The sequence below is a fragment of the Vibrio crassostreae 9ZC13 genome (assembly GCF_000272045.2).
Taxonomy (GTDB): Bacteria; Pseudomonadota; Gammaproteobacteria; order Enterobacterales; family Vibrionaceae; genus Vibrio; species Vibrio crassostreae_C.
Map to the genome: position 1 here is coordinate 1,657,225 of NZ_AJYZ02000019.1, position 15,977 is coordinate 1,673,201.

Consider the following 15,977-nt stretch of genomic DNA (forward strand, 5'->3'; position numbering starts at 1 on the left):
ATCATAAATCAATGTGCTTCTTCAGCTCTTAACCAAAACTCGGACAGGTCTTCAAGAAGGTCATCGTTATCTAAGATGCTCAAATGGGTTTCGTTGTAGCCGAGGATTTGTGACGCGTGGAGTTGGGCTGGGCGCGACAATTGGCTTGATAAATTGATCACACCATCGTTGCTGTTGGTATTAAATAGGTCGCCCGAGTTATAACCAAAGGCTAAAAAGTGGGGAATGTGAATCTTACTGCTGTCAATTAATAAGTCAGCGATAAATTTCCCGTCTGGATTTAAATCAACCCATGCCGGCATTACTACGGGAGAGTACTCGACCCCTTGTTTAGCAGACTCGACACCACCAAACGGCGAAGATATGGTGGCTACGCTGCTTACAAAATCGCATAGCTGCCCAATACGGCACTGGCGAAGACTGTTGGTGGCGACAAGCCCGCCCATACTATGTGCCACAACATGTAATTGTTGGATTTTGTATTCCGTTAACACCGTGTGCATGAGGTTATTCAGGCCTTTGGAGTTCAAAGCCGAGACAAGCCTGAAGGATAGTTAAAGACCCAGATCTGATATTTAGATTGGTCGACTTTTTCAATCAGTGGGGCAAAATCTAACGCAGTGGCGTTGATGCCATGCACAAACAAGATCGGGATTTTGTTTGGGTCGAACTCTGACAGAAAGTAGAGCCCAGCGTTATCTTCGAGCAAAAAGGTCAGCGGCTGCCACATGCCGAGTTTGCCATTTTTTCTGTCAAAAGGTGGAGCTTCCAAGCTCACGACTGTGCCTATGTCGATCAAATCCAATTCGATTTTTAACAGTGAAGATAGTGAACGATCAACAAACGCTCTTGGGGCTTCACTCTCATTAACCGTTAGTGAGACTTCTATTGTTGATCTGTCTTGGTGATCACGTAGGTTGATTACACTGAAAGCTTCATCGGCTTGTAGGGTAAGGTCTTGATTCTTATCTTCAAAGATAAGTAGGTAGTGGATGTTATTCGATACATGTAAGTGAATACTGTCACTGTCTATGATGCCATCGTAGCCATCAACCTCGCCTTTGTTAATGTCTTTGATTTGTTCAATCACCACGGCAGAACCGGAGGCATGTTGATTCAAGGTAACCATGTATTGATTGGTTATGGAGTCGATGGCTTGTATCTCATTAGATAGATTTCTAAAGTTACCGCACCCTGACAGCAGTGAACTGAGTAATAGCACTGTGCTGATTAAGCGTGCAGTAAGTAATAGCTTCATTCTAATTTCATCCCTATCCCACCCCGATTTATCCATAAATCAATAACCTGAGTTTAATAGTAGCAATAAAACAGCGCTTAATAAAAAGGCAAGCAAACGACTATAAAGTTCGCTTGCTTGCCTGAGAGGTTTCATTACTTAGTGAGTATATTGAACACTAAAGCGTGTTTTTGTACACCTTGCCGTCTTTCATGATCAGTTTTTGTGTCTCTGTGTTTGCCACACAAGCAACACTGTCCAGTGGGTTGCCATCGATGATCAATAGGTCGGCATACGCGCCTTCAACCACTTGACCAAGTTTGCCTTCTTGGTACGGGTGTTGATAAGTCGACATCTCGAACAAACGTCCACAGTTTGATGTCGCCATGCGAAGCGCGGTGATGGTATCGAATACTTGCTCAATCGCACCAAGTTCATTTAATTGTGTCGCATGAACGTTGGTTTCGCCCACACAGTCAGTACCAAAAGCAATGTTCTGAATGTCGTATTTCTTAATCAGTTCTGCCGATTTGAACATGGCTTTACCTACACGTTCTGTCTTGCGGTATGTCTCCTCATTCGGCAGCGGGATCTTACGCTCTGCAATCAATGAAGAGGTAAAGTAAGAAGGAATCACCCAAATGCCTTTCTCTTTAATTATCTCGGCAATGTCGTCGTCCATGATGGTGGCGTGTTCGAAAGACATCACGCCCGCTTCAGCGGCTCGGCGCAGCGACATAAGTGCCGTAATCTGAAGCGGCATCAACCGCAGCTTTCATCTCTTCAGATGTGAACTGCAATGTGTCTAGCGGATCAAACGTTGAAGATGCGCCACCACCCGCCATGATCTTGATTTGGGATGCGCCCATAAATAGCTGTTCGCGAACCGCTTTTAAGACTTCTGAACGACCATCTGCCACTTTCATTGCGCCAAGCTTCCTCATAGGTGAGTCTTCATGGCCGTTTGCTAAACGCTCTTGTGCTTGGTTTTGACGGTAATCGGAGTGACCACAGGTTTGTGAGATAGCCGCCATTGAAGGCAGAATACGTGGGCCAGTGGCATAGCCGTTGTCGATGCTGTTTTTAAGGCCAAGCGTGTTACCTGCTACATCACGAATGGTGGTAAAGCCACGCATTAACATCTCTTCAGAAATCTTTGCTGAGCGAATCGCCACTTCTTCTCGCGTCATGGTATCAATCACGTTGAAAGGTGCAGATAGCGTGATATGAACGTGCGCATCAATCAGGCCTGGCATGACCGTGCCACCTTGAGCATCAATCGTTTCATCGGCAATCGTTGGGTCAATCTCTCCAATCTGAGTGATCAAGTTATCTTCGATGAGGATTGATACGTTCTCGATTAAGTTGTTATCAACACCGTTAAATACGTTCGCGTTAGTGATTAGTTTTTTCATAATCTGCACCTTTTGGAAATGAGTGTGTGTCGCTGATGGAGTCATCTTATGGGGCGCAGCATTTGAAGAATGGCCATTTGGTGACAGTGATGAATTGGGCGTGTTTTTGCTATTGCTATAAGAGAGGCAAAGGGGATTTTTGTCGAATCATTAATTTGAGGAATGAATGTTGGCGATGTCATGAAATGGTAAGTTTTGCTTCGATTCGAACGCTAAGATGTATTTCAAATCAAGGCGACTTATCAAATTAGATTAGAGAGAGACAGAATGACTAAATCAGACAAAGTTTACGGGTTCAACACACCACAACGTCTATTCGTAGGTTACACGTTAGCCGTGCTGGTGGACTTAGTAGTGCTTAACTTCTTCGATGAGTACTGGGACTTCGTCAACATTGAGTCTTTCACTATATCTTTGATTGCGGCGTTGTTGTTGCAGCTATTATTGAAGCTCTCTATTGGTTTAGAGCACAAGATTGCTGAACACTTCAAAAGCAAGCCGGGCACTGCACCTAAGGTGTACCGAGCAATCACCACTTACATTATCTTGGTGGGCTCAAAGTTCGTGATGCTAGAAGCGATTAACCTTCTGTTCGGAGATAAGGTGAGCTTTACAGGCCCTTGGGGCGGCGTGGTTGCTTTCTTCGCTGTGGTATTTACGATTCTGGTTGCTGAAGTGATTGTATCGAAGATCTACTTTGCTCTGGATGACAAACAAGATTCAAATGTGAAAGCGCTTAAAGAGACCAACGCGTAATAGAACTAAAATACAAATGTGAATAACAGACGAGCCAGCTGAATAAGCTGGCTCGTTTTCGTTTGAGTTGCGATAACCAATTCGATACGCGAATTGGCTTTATTTTTCGTAAACCACATCCCCGCGTAACACCGTCATCAACACTTGAGTCTTAGCGATTTGTCTTGCTGATACTGTGGTGATGTCGCGGTCGAGAATGGCGAAGTCAGCGGATTTGCCTACCTCAATAGAACCTGTTACATCTTCAATTCCAAGACTTTTGGCGGCATTGAGCGTGTAAGCGTCGATGGCTGTGTAGATATCGGTTAGGCCGGTTTTGCCCATGATTAAGCTGTTCGCGATGCCGACCAATGGGTTGATGTCGTGTACGTTCCAATCACTGCTTAAGGTGATATTGGCGTCGGTCTTGAGTATTGCATCGAGGTTCATCATGGCTTTGGCACGGCGAGCACCAAGGAAAGCTTCGGCCCATTGGTGTTGATGCCTTGCAACGTAATCAGAGCCAACTTGGAAATCTGCAGTTACATCTAACTGGCGAAAGCGTGGCACATCTTCATCATTGATTAATTCGACATGGGTTAGGGTGTAGGGTTTGGTTGAACCTTGTTTGCGAATACTTTCTATCGCATCAAGAGATTCACGAACCGCTCCATCACCAATCGCATGAATGTGGGCGCTAAAGCCGATTTTCTCGAGTGCAGTTAACCATTCTTTCATTTGTTCTGGCGGAATATAGTTCAAGCCATTAGGAGACTGGGGTAGATAAGTATCTAAGTAGGGCGCGAGTGTTTTGGCGGTGCCATTGATAAAGATGCCATCACTGTACATTTTCACCTGATCGACAAGTAACAGATGGCTTTTATCGTCGGAATGCATTTTCTCAAAGACTTTTAATTGAGAAGACATCACCATCGATGGGTACACCCAAGGGCGTAGCGATACTCGCGCCGTTAAGTCTTGATTTTGCTCGGCCTCTAGCCAAACGTCATACCAACCTCGTTTCCAATACATGCGACCGTCGCCAATGGTGGTGATGCCGTGGGTTGCCGCTTCCTCAAGCCCGAACATTAAGCCTTGGTAGCTTTGCTCAAACAGTTCACTTTGGCTATTCCAAGCCATCTCCATCACTTGATCGCCAGCATTGTCTAGCAAGATGCCATTGAGCTTGCTGCTGTCTTGGTCTTTTAAATAAACACCGCCTTGTGGGTCTGGAGATTGTTGGCTGATTCGAGCGATTTTTAGTGCTTTTGAGTTGACCCACATCGAGTGTGAAGTCTGCTCCATAAGCACCACGGGGCGATTAGGGAAGACACTGTCGATGATCTCTAGTGGCGTGTAGTCAGAGTCGCTATCGAGCGTCGCTTCCAAAGAAAAACCATAGCCCATAAGCCAACCTCTGCCATCGGTATCAGCATTGATCTTACACGCTTCTAAGTAGGGAATTTGCTCTTCTAACGTTGCTTCAGAGTCGAGTTCACAATTGCCACCCAGCTCTGAGGCGGCTTCAAACACATGGTTATGGTTATCAATAAATCCCGGAAGGACAAAGGCATTGTCTAAATCAATGACATCAGTGCTTTGCCCTTGAAAAGTTTGCGCCTGTGATTGGTTACCAATGAAGATGATCTTGCCTTTGTGGGTAACGATCGAGTCCGACTCACGATGCCCGTATATATCAGCATTGATAAAGATCTGGTCAGCACTTTGGTTATGAACAGATGTTTGCGCTTGAACTGGTGTTTGTGTTTGAACTGCTGTTTGCGCTTGGACAACGGTGTTGGCTTGTGCAAGCACCGGCGCTACGGCCGATAAGCTTGTGAGTAATGCTATCCATACAGTACGTGGCAGAGTGAGCTTGTTATTCATTATTATGTCTTCCATGTTCCACGGTTTAGTAAGTATAGAAAGCGAGTGGCGAGAATCATATCGTGAATTTTTAATAAAGTGTCCTTGGTTGCTCTCTTGTTTGAATGTAATTCCAGTGCCTTTTGAGGTGGTTGTGGGAATACAGCTCGTCAATAAAGGATTGCGAATCCATTCGCAGACTAAACAATTCACATAAGGTTCTGAATAAATTACAGTTAAGTGAGCTATAAAAATGGATTTAACGTATTACCAAGGATGTAAGTTTATGTTTTCAAGAGACTTACTCGCATTACTAATAAAAACAAGTCGAGGTTAGGATGAAAAAAATATTATTGCTGCTTAACGTGATCTTATTGGGTGGTTGTGTTGGCATGCCCGAAACGGTAAAGCCTGTTCAACAGTTTGAGTTGGAACGATACCTAGGGAAATGGTACGAAGTGGCTCGTTTGGATCACTCGTTTGAGCGTGGCTTAGACAACATCAGCGCTGAATACAGCCTTCGTGATGATGGCGGCGTGAAGGTGATTAACCGTGGTTATTCGGCGGAAGAAGGTGAGTGGAACGAAGCGGAAGGAAAAGCGTACTTCGTTGAGGGCTCTGAACAAGGCTATTTGAAAGTGTCTTTCTTTGGCCCTTTCTACGGCGCTTATGTCGTGTTTGAATTAGACAAAGAGGGCTACCAATACGCGTTTGTTTCTGGGCCCGACACTGATTACTTATGGCTACTCGCAAGAACGCCTGAAGTCGCACCAGAAGTGATGGAGAAGTTTAAAGCCATGTCGAAAGAGCGTGGCTTCAATACCGATGAGCTGATCGTTGTGGAACATACCCAATAAACCGATCGCTGTTATTGCTGAGAGTGACTGATGATTGATAAGGCACAGAGGATGAATTTCTCTGTGCCTTTTTTATTCAAAGATAGAGCTACAATTAACGAGGCTGGTTGCCGTTCAAGAATAGCGCGACACATTCGCGAGTGTAGTGAAGTCTTTCTTCTTCAGATTCTCCGCTGTCGTGTCCGAAGAATCCCCAATACGCCGATTTGCCGTGAAACATCAGCAACAGTTGGCGTGCTGCAATGACTGGCGAGCTTGATGTCGACAGTGTGAGATCACCAGAGTCTATTTTCGACTGCAAATAATCAGCAAGTAACTTGGTGGTTTTCTGAGGGCCAGTTTCTAAATAGATTGAGGCGATCTCTGGATGCGTATTCGCTTGGCTAATGGCATTTTGGAAGGTTTGTCTAGATTGCTCATCAAGTAACAAATCCTGAAATTTCACACCAAATTTCACCAACTCATCACCCACCTCTGCATCCATATCAAAGGCAGCAGGACTGAGTTCTCGCTCCGCACACTTGGTTTGCATGCAGGTTTCGAAAAGTTCGTCTTTGTTTTTAAAGTGAGAGTAGACCGTTTGCTTGGAAACGTTCGCTGCTTTTGCTATCTGATCCATATTGATCTTAAAGCCATGTTCAGAGAAAAGTTGGCTGGCTGCGGTTAAGATCTGCGATCTCTTCTGTTCACTCTTGATGATTTTAGTCACGTGCTGTTTCTCGTTGCTTGCTTGGTACTTGACGTTACTCAGTTCAATGCATTTCATTCTGCGCTAAGCATTATGCTTTTTGTGATGGTTTTATCAATCATTAACGATGAAACTTATTTTTAACATAATCAAACTAGACAGTCTAGTTTGATTTGGTTAGTCTAAAAAAAGAACATAATTGAGTACCGCATAGGAACAGTACGTATGTATAAATTGATGAAGGGAAGCGCATTGGCAGTGGCGTTGTCGACTTTTCTTGTTGGATGTGGCGAAAAGGAACAAGCCCAAGAGTCGGTTGATTCAACCACTGAAACGGCTTCGAGCGTCCAAACCATTTTAACTGTAGAAACGATCGCTTTGGCGCTATCTTCCTCTTATGCAGTACAGCGCGAATATGTCGGTGTGGTTAAGGCGGGTCAACAAGCTAATTTAGGTTTCGAACTGGCGGGCAAAGTAAACGAGATTCTGGTGGATGTCGGTGACACAGTCACAATGGGTCAGCCGTTGATTCGATTGGATACCCAACTTTTGGAAACTGAATCTAGCCAGTTGAAAGCTCAAGCTGAAGAAGTCAAAGCTCAGTTGAGTTTGGTGGCAGCGAACCTTAAACGTCAGCGTTCATTGAAAGCTAAAGGCTTCAGTGCAGAGGCGGAAATTGACTCGCTGACTAGTGAGCAACGCGTATTGCAAGCTAACTTGCTGCGTATTGATGCCTCAGTAAGAGGCAATCAATTGAAGCTAGTGAAATCGACAATTCTTGCGCCTTATTCGGGCACTATTTCAACGCGTTTTGTCTCTTTGGGAGATGTAGTGAATGTGGGTAATCCAACTCTGACTTTGCTTGCCTCTGAAGGGAAAGAAGCCTTCATCGGTATTCCTGCCCATCAAATGAAAAAGGTTACTTCACTTTCCGCACCAAGTATTCGTGTCGGGCGAGATGATTTCTCTGTGACTCTGCTGAACCCTGGTGCGATGGTCGACACTCGCTCTCGAAGTGTCGGCTTACGTTATCTGTTCCCTGAACAATCGTCGGTATTAGAAGGGCAACTTGCCTACCTTAAATTTGATGAACAGATTGATGACTCAGGTTACTGGGTGCCAATAACTGGTTTGATTGATGGATTACGCGGGGTGTGGAACATCTTTGTGATTGGTGAAGACAACAAGGTTGAACGTAGAAGTGTTCAGGTTCTGTTTGCTAATAACCAACAAGCCTATGTCAGCGGTGCCATTACCGAAGGCGAGCAAGTGATCGCCAGTGGGTTGCACCGCTTGGTTCCCGGACAAACCGTGAAGCCAGCCAGCGTTACTGCTGAATAGGAAATAGCATGAAAATCATAGAGATTATTTCCAATACTCGACTGCTTATCTTAATGACGGCACTGCTCATGGTGAGTGGTATTTCTGCGTTCATGACGCTACCGCGTGCAGAAGACCCAGTAATCATCAACCGTTACGCGAACATTACTACCAGTTTCCCCGGAGCCAGTGCCGAGCGTGTTGAAACCTTGGTAACAGAAGTTATCGAGAACAAGCTGCGCGAGCTGAGTGAAGTTAAACTCGTGAGCTCAACCTCAAGACCGGGCGTGTCTATTGTCACCTTAGAATTGAATGACACCATCACCGAGCCTGAGCCAGTTTGGTCCCAAGCTCGCGACAAGTTATCTGATATCGAATCCATTTTGCCTGCGGGTGCTCAATCGCCTGATCTCGATAGCGACCATACCTATGCTTTCACGACCATCGCATCTCTAACTTGGTCTGGTGCAGGCGAGCCTGATAGGTTAACGCTGGGCCGTTATGCCAAAGAGCTCGCCAAGCGACTAAGAACTTTGTCGGGTACTGAATTCGTTGATGAATACGGGATGCCGCAAGAAGAGATTCAAATCAGTTTACGTACGGCCGATGCCGCTGCTCTAGGGCGTTCAAGCGCCAATATCGCTGAATCGCTCGAAGGGGCAGACGCCAAGAACTCGGCGGGTGAACTGGTCAGTGCTTATTCTCGCTTTGGCTTAGAAATTAAATCTGAACTTGATTCCATTGAACGCATTAAGCAAGTGCCAATAGCCACTGATAGCAAAGGTCACATCATCCGTATGGAAGACATTGCTTCGGTGAAACGTGGTGAGAAAACCCCACAAGACCAGATTGCTATTGTTGATGGTGAGCCGGGTGTGATTGTCGCGGCAAGAATGCACCCTGATCTGCGAGTTGATAACTGGACGTCGCGAGCTAATGCTCTGATTGGTAAATTTGAGCAAGAGTTACCAAGTAACGTTAAGGTGACCGTGCTCTTTAATCAGCAAGGTTATACCGAGACTCGCTTAGACGATTTAGGCAAAAGCTTGATGATCGGTTTCGGTCTGATTTTGATTGTGCTGTTTGTCACTTTAGGCGTGCGTGCCGCGATCTTAGTCGCCATTTCTCTGCCGTTAACCTCATTATTGACCTTGTCGATCATGAAAATGACCGGTGTGCCGATTAACCAAATGTCGGTGACAGGCCTAATTGTGGCGCTCGGGATCATGGTTGATAACGCGGTGGTGATGGTCGATACCATTCAAGCTTATCGTTTGAAAGGGCAACAACGAGCAGAAGCGACCATGAATGCATTGAAGCATTTATGGGTGCCGTTATTAGGCTCAACTTTAACTACCGTGTTGGCGTTTGCCCCGATTATCTTGATGCCGGGTGCATCGGGTGAGTTCGTCGGTGGTATTGCGATTACCGTTTCTTTCTCATTGATCGGCTCTTACATCATCTCGCACACCTTAATCGCAGGCTTAGCGACTAAGCTACTGCCGAAACAACTCAGTGATGTCGACAAGAAAGGACAGCACCATTGGTACATGACCGGCTTAAGAATCCCGGCTTTGACGCGCTGGTTCTCGTCTTCTGTCCGCTTTGGTGTCACGCATCCAATTATCACGATTGCTTTGGTGTTGTTGGTTCCGTTTACCGGTTACTGGAGTATGTCTCAGCTGACTGAGCAATTCTTCCCGCCATCAGACCGAGACATGTTTGAGATCCAGGTGTACATGCCGCCGCAAGCGAGCATTTATGCCACTAAAAACACCTCTGAAAAAATCGACGATATCATTCATCGTTACCCTGAAGTGGAGCGTATCGATTGGCTCGTGGGTGCAAACTTCCCATCCTTCTATTACAACCTGCAAGCAAGGCAAAATAATGCGCCATACTTCTCGCAAGCCATGGTGAAAACAGAGAACTTTGACCAAGCCAATACGCTAATTCCACAGTTGCAAAAGGTGTTGGATGAAGAGGTGCCGGAAGCACAAATCTTGGTACGTAAGCTTAACCAAGGGCCTCCATTTACCGCGCCCGTTGAACTGCGAGTGTATGGTGAAAACCTCGACACGTTAAAAGCGATTGGTGAAGATGTTCGTCTAATTTTGGCGGGTGTTCCTCATGTGACGCACACAAGGGAAACCCTGCAACCAGGTACTCCGAAGGTGTGGTTGAAGGTTGATGAAGACACCGCAAAGCTGAATGGTATTTCATTGAACCAGTTCGCAGGTATGCTGCAAACTACTCTGACAGGTCGTGAAAGTGGCTCTGTGATTGAAGGCAGTGAGTCGGTACCAATCCGTGTTCGTGTGGCAGATGAGGCGCGTGAAAACTTGGTTCACTTAAGCAATATTCGTCTGCCAATCAGTTCTGATGTCTACTCAACAGGGATCAATGTTTCGACGCTGGCAGAACTGGAATTGACGACCAGTCGCGGTGCGATTACTCGTCGTAACGGGCAGCGTGTGAATACCATCGAGGGTTACATTGAAGCGGGTGTCTTACCTCAAACCGTACTTAATGAATTCCAAAAACGCTTAGCAAGCTATGAGATGCCATCGGGTTACACCATTGGTTTTGGTGGCGAATCAGCGGAGCGAGACAATTCAGTCAACAGCCTCATCTCGAATGTCGCAGTCGTGGTGGTATTGATGGTGCTGGTGGTGGTGATGTCATTCAACTCGTTCCGAATGAGCAGCATCATCTTCATGGTAGCAGGGTTGGCTGGTGGACTAGGGCTGTTGTCGGTATGGATCTTCGGTTATCCGTTCGGCTTTACGGTGATTATCGCGATGCTTGGGATTGCGGGCTTAGCGATTAACGCGGCCATTGTGATTTTGACCGAATTGAAACTCGATAAAGAGGCTTCCTCCGGGAATGTAGATGCAGTCGTTGAAGCTGTGATGTCGTGTACTCGCCATATCAGCTCAACCACGATAACGACTGTTGGCGGCTTTATGCCATTGATCATCGCTGGCGGTGGTTTCTGGCCTCCGTTCGCGGTCGCGATTGTTGGCGGAACGGTATTAACCACGCTTATCTCGTTCTACTTTGTACCTGTGGTTTATCATTTGATGACTCGAAATCAGCGAAAATCCATGACTACTCAAGCGGCATAACTGTTTTTCAATTTAACGTCTCTTCAATTTGGCTACTCTTTAATTGCCCATAATCGAGCCGTATCTGGCTCGATTATGGTGTGGTTATTCTCGATAAATTCATCCCAATTCCTACCTTTTTGTTGTGCTTTTCACCGCTATTACGCCCTCAATTAGTCAAATTATCCTTTCTGTTAGTCATTATATTCTTTCAATTCGTCACATTAGTGCATAGATGAATGCTTGATTATCTTGTTGGTGAATGAGTGGGTGTTTTGAATAATCTAACCAGTGAATACCTTGTAAATGGTATGTGAATTCACAATTTTGACGGGCGTCACACTTCTATTTATTCGCTCTTTCTAATGTACCTTGAACTTGCCCCGAGCTTTGGTGGTGAGCGAGTGTTTATCTACTTTTTCTAAATCCCTTGTCAGTACTGGCTCCATCTGTGTAGCACGCTATTGATGTGTGTCTTAATCGCTTACTGCTTCTTAGTTTTCGTCTTCATAAATGGAAGGTTAGTTTCCAAGTTTGTTTGGTGAGCTTTCAATTTCAACTCTTCATAATGCGCCGAATGTAACAATGTATTTCAAAGCGTAACAATTAAGTCATGTTTTCTGTGTGGTTTTAACCCGGCAGTAACGAACCTTATTGCATTGCTTTTTGAGATGCGGCGTTTCACATGCTCAACACATAAATATTCTAATGATCATGACAACCAGTACTCAGACGTTCGTTCTGAGGCTGGATAACCATCGAGAAAGTTAATGGAAGCTTCAAGATATAAACGCATTTTATCGAGGACAAATTTGTCGAAGATTGGTTTGCTGGGAACCGTTCTGATGCTCGAAGGATGTAACTCCGCATTGCTCGACCCAAAAGGTAGCGTTGGCGTTCAGGAAAAAGAGCTGATTATCACGGCTCTGTTGCTGATGTTGATTGTCGTCATCCCAGTGATTCTGATGACCATCTACTTTGCTTACCGATACCGCGAGAGCAATACCACGGAAGAGTATGCACCTGACTGGGCACACTCAACCAAGATTGAAGTGGTGGTATGGACGATTCCAATCATCATCATCGCGATTCTAGCCACCATCACTTGGCGAACAACACACGAATTAGAGCCATCAAAGCCTCTGGAAAGTGATGTGCAACCTATGGTGATCGAAGTGGTCTCTCTGGACTGGAAGTGGCTGTTCATCTATCCGGAGCAAAACATTGCGACGGTTAACTATGTTGCGTTCCCGAAAGATGTACCGGTGACGTTTAAGCTAACTTCAGACAACATCATGAACGCGTTCTTTATCCCGCGTCTTGGTTCGCAGATCTACGCGATGCCGGGAATGGTGACCAAGCTGAATTTGATTGCAAACCACGAAGGTGACTTCAAAGGCTTTGCATCGAACTACAGTGGCAAAGGTTTCTCACAGATGAAATTCACTGCATCAGCCATGCCTGATCAAGTGGCATTTCTAAACTGGGTGGAAAAAGTGAAAGCAAGCCCTGATCGCATTGAAGATTGGGAGCAGTTCCGTTCATTGGCTGCGCCAAGTGTGGCTGAACCCGTCACTCTGTTCTCCAGTATCCCACCATTTTTATTCACCGATGTCGTGACCCAGCACCCTGGTTCAATGAACTGTTTGCCGGAAACCCAAGGATAATCGTCATGTTTGGAAGATTAACTCTAGACTCAATTCCCTACCACGAACCCATTATTTTGGTCACGTTAACCATGATCGCTTTAGTGGGCAGCTTAGTGGTGTACGCGGTAACCAAAGCCGGTAAGTGGCAATACCTTTGGAATGAATGGTTTACGTCTGTAGACCACAAAAAATTGGGCTTCATGTACATTGCTGTTGCGATGGTGATGTTAGTTCGTGGCTTTGCTGATGCGGTCATGATGCGTAGCCAGCAATTGCTTTCTGCAGCCGGTGAAACGGGCTATTTGCCGCCACATCACTACGACCAGATCTTCACGGCTCACGGCGTGATCATGATTTTCTTCGTAGCGATGCCTTTGGTTATCGGTTTGATGAACATCATCGTGCCGTTGCAAATCGGTGCTCGTGATGTTGCATTCCCTTATCTGAATAACTTGAGCTTCTGGCTATTTGTGGTGGGTATTATCCTAACCAACATGTCGCTTGGCTTAGGTGAGTTTGGCCGTACGGGTTGGTTGGCGTATCCGCCGCTGTCTGGTATTGAGGCGAGCCCGGGAGTCGGGGTCGATTATTGGATATGGGCGCTGCAAATATCCGGAGTGGGTACTACGCTAACGGGTGTGAACTTCTTTGCGACCATTTTGCGCATGCGTACTCCGTCTATGCCAATGATGAAGATGCCAGTATTCACGTGGGCGTCTCTGTGTGCCAACATCCTGATCATCATCTCTTTCCCAATCCTAACGGTAACCATCGCGTTACTGACTTTGGATAGATACATCGGCACGCACTTTTTCACCAATGACCTTGGTGGCAACGTGATGATGTATGTGAACCTGATTTGGGCATGGGGACACCCTGAGGTGTACATCCTAATTTTGCCTATTTTCGGTGTGTTCTCTGAAGTGACTGCAACCTTCTCTCGCAAAAAACTGTTTGGTTATACCTCACTGGTATGGGCAACAGTGGCGATCACTATTTTAGCGTTTGTGGTTTGGCTGCATCACTTCTTCACCATGGGTTCTGGCGCCAATGTGAATGCCTTCTTTGGCATCGCGACCATGATTATCTCTATCCCAACCGGGGTTAAGATCTTCAACTGGCTATTTACCATGTACAAAGGTCGTATCCGCTTCACCACACCAATGATGTGGACAGTGGGCTTCCTAATCACCTTTACCGTGGGTGGTATGACGGGCGTATTGATGGCAGTTCCGGGGGCAGATTTCATTCTGCATAACTCGGTATTCCTGATTGCTCACTTCCACAACGTAATCATCGGTGGTGTTGTCTTCGGTTGTTTTGCTGCGATTGGTTACTGGTTCCCGAAAGCGACCGGTTTCACTCTGAACGAGCTTTGGGGCAAACGCGCATTCTACTGCTGGATCATCGGTTTCTTGATGGCGTTCTTGCCGCTTTACGCTCTGGGCTTTATGGGCATGACGCGTCGTTTGAGCCAAGACATTAACCCTGAGTTCTTCCCACTACTGGCGGTTGCGGCTGCAGGTACGGGCGTGATTGCGATGGGTGTGGTGTGTCAGTTCGTTCAGATTTACGTGAGTGTTCGTGACCGAGACCAAAACCGAGATCTAACCGGTGACCCGTGGGGCGGACGTACCTTTGAATGGGCAACGTCTTCACCACCGCCGTTCTATAACTTTGCAAAACTGCCTAAGGGCGATGAGATCGATTCGTTCTGGTATCAAAAGCAAAGTGGCGAGTTTGATCCAACTCAGGAAGAAGAATACGAACGTATTCACATGCCGAAGAACACACCGACAGGCATTTATGTGTCTGTATGGGCGTTGGCATTTGGCTTCGCAATGATCTGGTACATCTGGTGGCTAGCGGCTGCAAGCTTAGTGGGCATCGTGGTGACGTGTATTCAACACAGCTACAACGACGATGTGGACTACTACGTGGAAGTTGAAGAGATCAAAGCGATTGAAGCGGCTCGACGTGCGCAGCTTGCAGAAGCGAAAAAACAGTCAGTGAAAGGCGATCATTCTGGTCGTGGTAACAGCGCTGACAGTGGTAATAACGACAATAAAGATGACTTGGAGACGACGTATGCAAGCTAATACTCCGTCACACACTTATGATCTTGCACATTCGCATGATCATCACCACGAAGCTGCGGGCAACAAGTTGTTTGGCTTCTGGGTTTACTTGATGAGTGACTGTGTCCTGTTTGCCACGCTTTTCGCGACTTATGCCGTGCTTGAGAGTGGATCAATTGCAGGGCCGACAGGTAAAGACATCTTTGAACTGCCGTTCGTGTTTGTCGAAACCATGATGCTGCTGTTCAGTAGTATCACATTCGGTTTTGGCATGATTGCGATGAAGCGCAAAGACGTGACCGGACTGAAGCGCTGGATCAAAGTGACTTTCGCATTGGGCTTAGCCTTTATCTGTATGGAAGTGTATGAGTTCCATCATTTGATTGCAGAAGGTTATGGCCCTCAAGAAAGTGCATTCCTTTCTGCGTTCTTTACCTTGGTTGGCACACACGGTTTGCACGTAACGTTTGGCCTGATTTGGATGGCGGTGGCGTACCACCAACTTTCAACCAAAGGCTTGAACGACAACATGTCGATGCGCTTCCAGTGCTTGAGCTTGTTCTGGCACTTCCTTGATATCGTTTGGATTTGTGTATTTACCATCGTGTACTTAATGGGGGTGATGTAATGGAACAGCATCTAGACAGCGGTGCAACGGATTACGTGAAAGGCTTTATTGCGTCACTGATTCTGACCATTATTCCGTTCTACATTGTGTGGTCACATGCGCTACCAAGCACGGAAACTTACGTGATCTTGTTCGGTTGTGCGCTGGTGCAAATCTTTGTGCACTTTAAGTACTTCTTGCATATGGAAGCGAAATCTTCCGATGGGCGTTGGAACTTAGTGTCACTGATGTTTACTGCCATTGTTGTATTGATTCTTATCGCTGGCTCGGTATGGATCATCTACAACATGAACGTCAACATGAAGTTGTAGGCCAAGGTATGCTGAAAAAATATTTGTCTATTACCAAACCGGGCATCATTTTCGGCAACCTGATTTCTGTTGCGGCGGGGGTCTTT

At 46.1% G+C, this 15,977-nt stretch carries 10 protein-coding genes and 2 pseudogenes; 8 read left to right on the forward strand and 4 right to left on the reverse strand.

The features are described from left to right. Positions 1 to 8: 8 nt before the first annotated feature. Positions 9 to 1,258 (reverse strand): annotated as a pseudogene (locus A136_RS23170) (esterase/lipase family protein). A 157-nt stretch (positions 1,259 to 1,415) separates the two neighbouring features. Then, positions 1,416 to 2,652: pseudogene (locus tag A136_RS08570) on the reverse strand (amidohydrolase family protein). Between the two features lie 267 nt (positions 2,653 to 2,919). Between A136_RS08570 and A136_RS08575 the strand changes: the two are divergent. Beyond that, complete coding sequence (locus A136_RS08575; RefSeq protein ID WP_017065270.1) at positions 2,920 to 3,408, forward strand: hypothetical protein; 489 nt, start codon at positions 2,920 to 2,922, stop codon at positions 3,406 to 3,408. Positions 3,409 to 3,507: 99 nt separating this feature from the next. Here the strand turns inward: A136_RS08575 and A136_RS08580 are convergent, their stop codons facing one another. Then, positions 3,508 to 5,274, reverse strand: coding sequence for an amidohydrolase (locus tag A136_RS08580; RefSeq protein WP_017065272.1), 1,767 nt, complete (start codon positions 5,272 to 5,274; stop codon positions 3,508 to 3,510). A gap of 317 nt (positions 5,275 to 5,591) precedes the next feature. Between A136_RS08580 and A136_RS08585 the strand changes: the two genes are divergently transcribed. Then, a complete protein-coding gene (locus A136_RS08585; RefSeq protein WP_017065273.1) occupies positions 5,592 to 6,110 on the forward strand; it encodes a lipocalin family protein in 519 nt (172 codons plus the stop codon). A gap of 94 nt (positions 6,111 to 6,204) precedes the next feature. Here A136_RS08585 and A136_RS08590 read toward each other — a convergent pair whose 3' ends face one another. Beyond that, positions 6,205 to 6,819: a TetR/AcrR family transcriptional regulator gene (locus A136_RS08590; protein WP_029235294.1), complete on the reverse strand. Its 615-nt coding sequence runs from the start codon at positions 6,817 to 6,819 to the stop codon at positions 6,205 to 6,207. A gap of 204 nt (positions 6,820 to 7,023) precedes the next feature. Between A136_RS08590 and A136_RS08595 the strand changes: the two genes are divergently transcribed. The 6 genes from A136_RS08595 to cyoD all read left to right on the forward strand — a co-directional run bounded on the left by A136_RS08595 (position 7,024) and on the right by cyoD (position 15,891). Then, complete coding sequence (locus A136_RS08595) at positions 7,024 to 8,139, forward strand: efflux RND transporter periplasmic adaptor subunit (RefSeq protein ID WP_017065275.1); 1,116 nt, start codon at positions 7,024 to 7,026, stop codon at positions 8,137 to 8,139. An 8-nt stretch (positions 8,140 to 8,147) separates the two neighbouring features. After that, positions 8,148 to 11,246, forward strand: a complete 3,099-nt coding sequence (locus tag A136_RS08600) for an efflux RND transporter permease subunit (protein ID WP_017065276.1) — start codon at positions 8,148 to 8,150, stop codon at positions 11,244 to 11,246. Positions 11,247 to 11,995: 749 nt separating this feature from the next. Continuing rightward, complete coding sequence (cyoA, locus tag A136_RS08605; RefSeq protein ID WP_081326284.1) at positions 11,996 to 12,892, forward strand: ubiquinol oxidase subunit II; 897 nt, start codon at positions 11,996 to 11,998, stop codon at positions 12,890 to 12,892. Positions 12,893 to 12,897: 5 nt separating this feature from the next. Then, a complete protein-coding gene (gene cyoB / locus A136_RS08610; RefSeq protein ID WP_017065277.1) occupies positions 12,898 to 14,973 on the forward strand; it encodes a cytochrome o ubiquinol oxidase subunit I in 2,076 nt (691 codons plus the stop codon). Continuing rightward, positions 14,945 to 15,580, forward strand: a complete 636-nt coding sequence (cyoC, locus tag A136_RS08615) for a cytochrome o ubiquinol oxidase subunit III (protein WP_081325115.1) — start codon at positions 14,945 to 14,947, stop codon at positions 15,578 to 15,580. Before cyoB ends, cyoC begins: the two co-directional genes overlap by 29 nt. After that, positions 15,580 to 15,891, forward strand: a complete 312-nt coding sequence (gene cyoD, locus A136_RS08620; protein ID WP_010439794.1) for a cytochrome o ubiquinol oxidase subunit IV — start codon at positions 15,580 to 15,582, stop codon at positions 15,889 to 15,891. Before cyoC ends, cyoD begins: the two co-directional genes overlap by 1 nt. Positions 15,892 to 15,977: the final 86 nt, after the last annotated feature.

Bases quoted from the DNA above. Each gene is read 5' to 3' on its own strand.
- A136_RS08575 (WP_017065270.1), top strand. From the start codon at position 2,920: ATGACTAAATCAGACAAAGTTTACGGGTTCAACACACCACAACGTCTA.
- A136_RS08580 (WP_017065272.1), bottom strand. From the start codon at position 5,274: ATGAATAACAAGCTCACTCTGCCACGTACTGTATGGATAGCATTACTC.
- A136_RS08585 (WP_017065273.1), top strand. From the start codon at position 5,592: ATGAAAAAAATATTATTGCTGCTTAACGTGATCTTATTGGGTGGTTGT.
- A136_RS08595 (WP_017065275.1), top strand. From the start codon at position 7,024: ATGTATAAATTGATGAAGGGAAGCGCATTGGCAGTGGCGTTGTCGACT.
- A136_RS08600 (WP_017065276.1), top strand. From the start codon at position 8,148: ATGAAAATCATAGAGATTATTTCCAATACTCGACTGCTTATCTTAATG.
- cyoA (WP_081326284.1), top strand. From the start codon at position 11,996: ATGGAAGCTTCAAGATATAAACGCATTTTATCGAGGACAAATTTGTCG.
- cyoB (WP_017065277.1), top strand. From the start codon at position 12,898: ATGTTTGGAAGATTAACTCTAGACTCAATTCCCTACCACGAACCCATT.
- cyoC (WP_081325115.1), top strand. From the start codon at position 14,945: ATGACTTGGAGACGACGTATGCAAGCTAATACTCCGTCACACACTTAT.
- cyoD (WP_010439794.1), top strand. From the start codon at position 15,580: ATGGAACAGCATCTAGACAGCGGTGCAACGGATTACGTGAAAGGCTTT.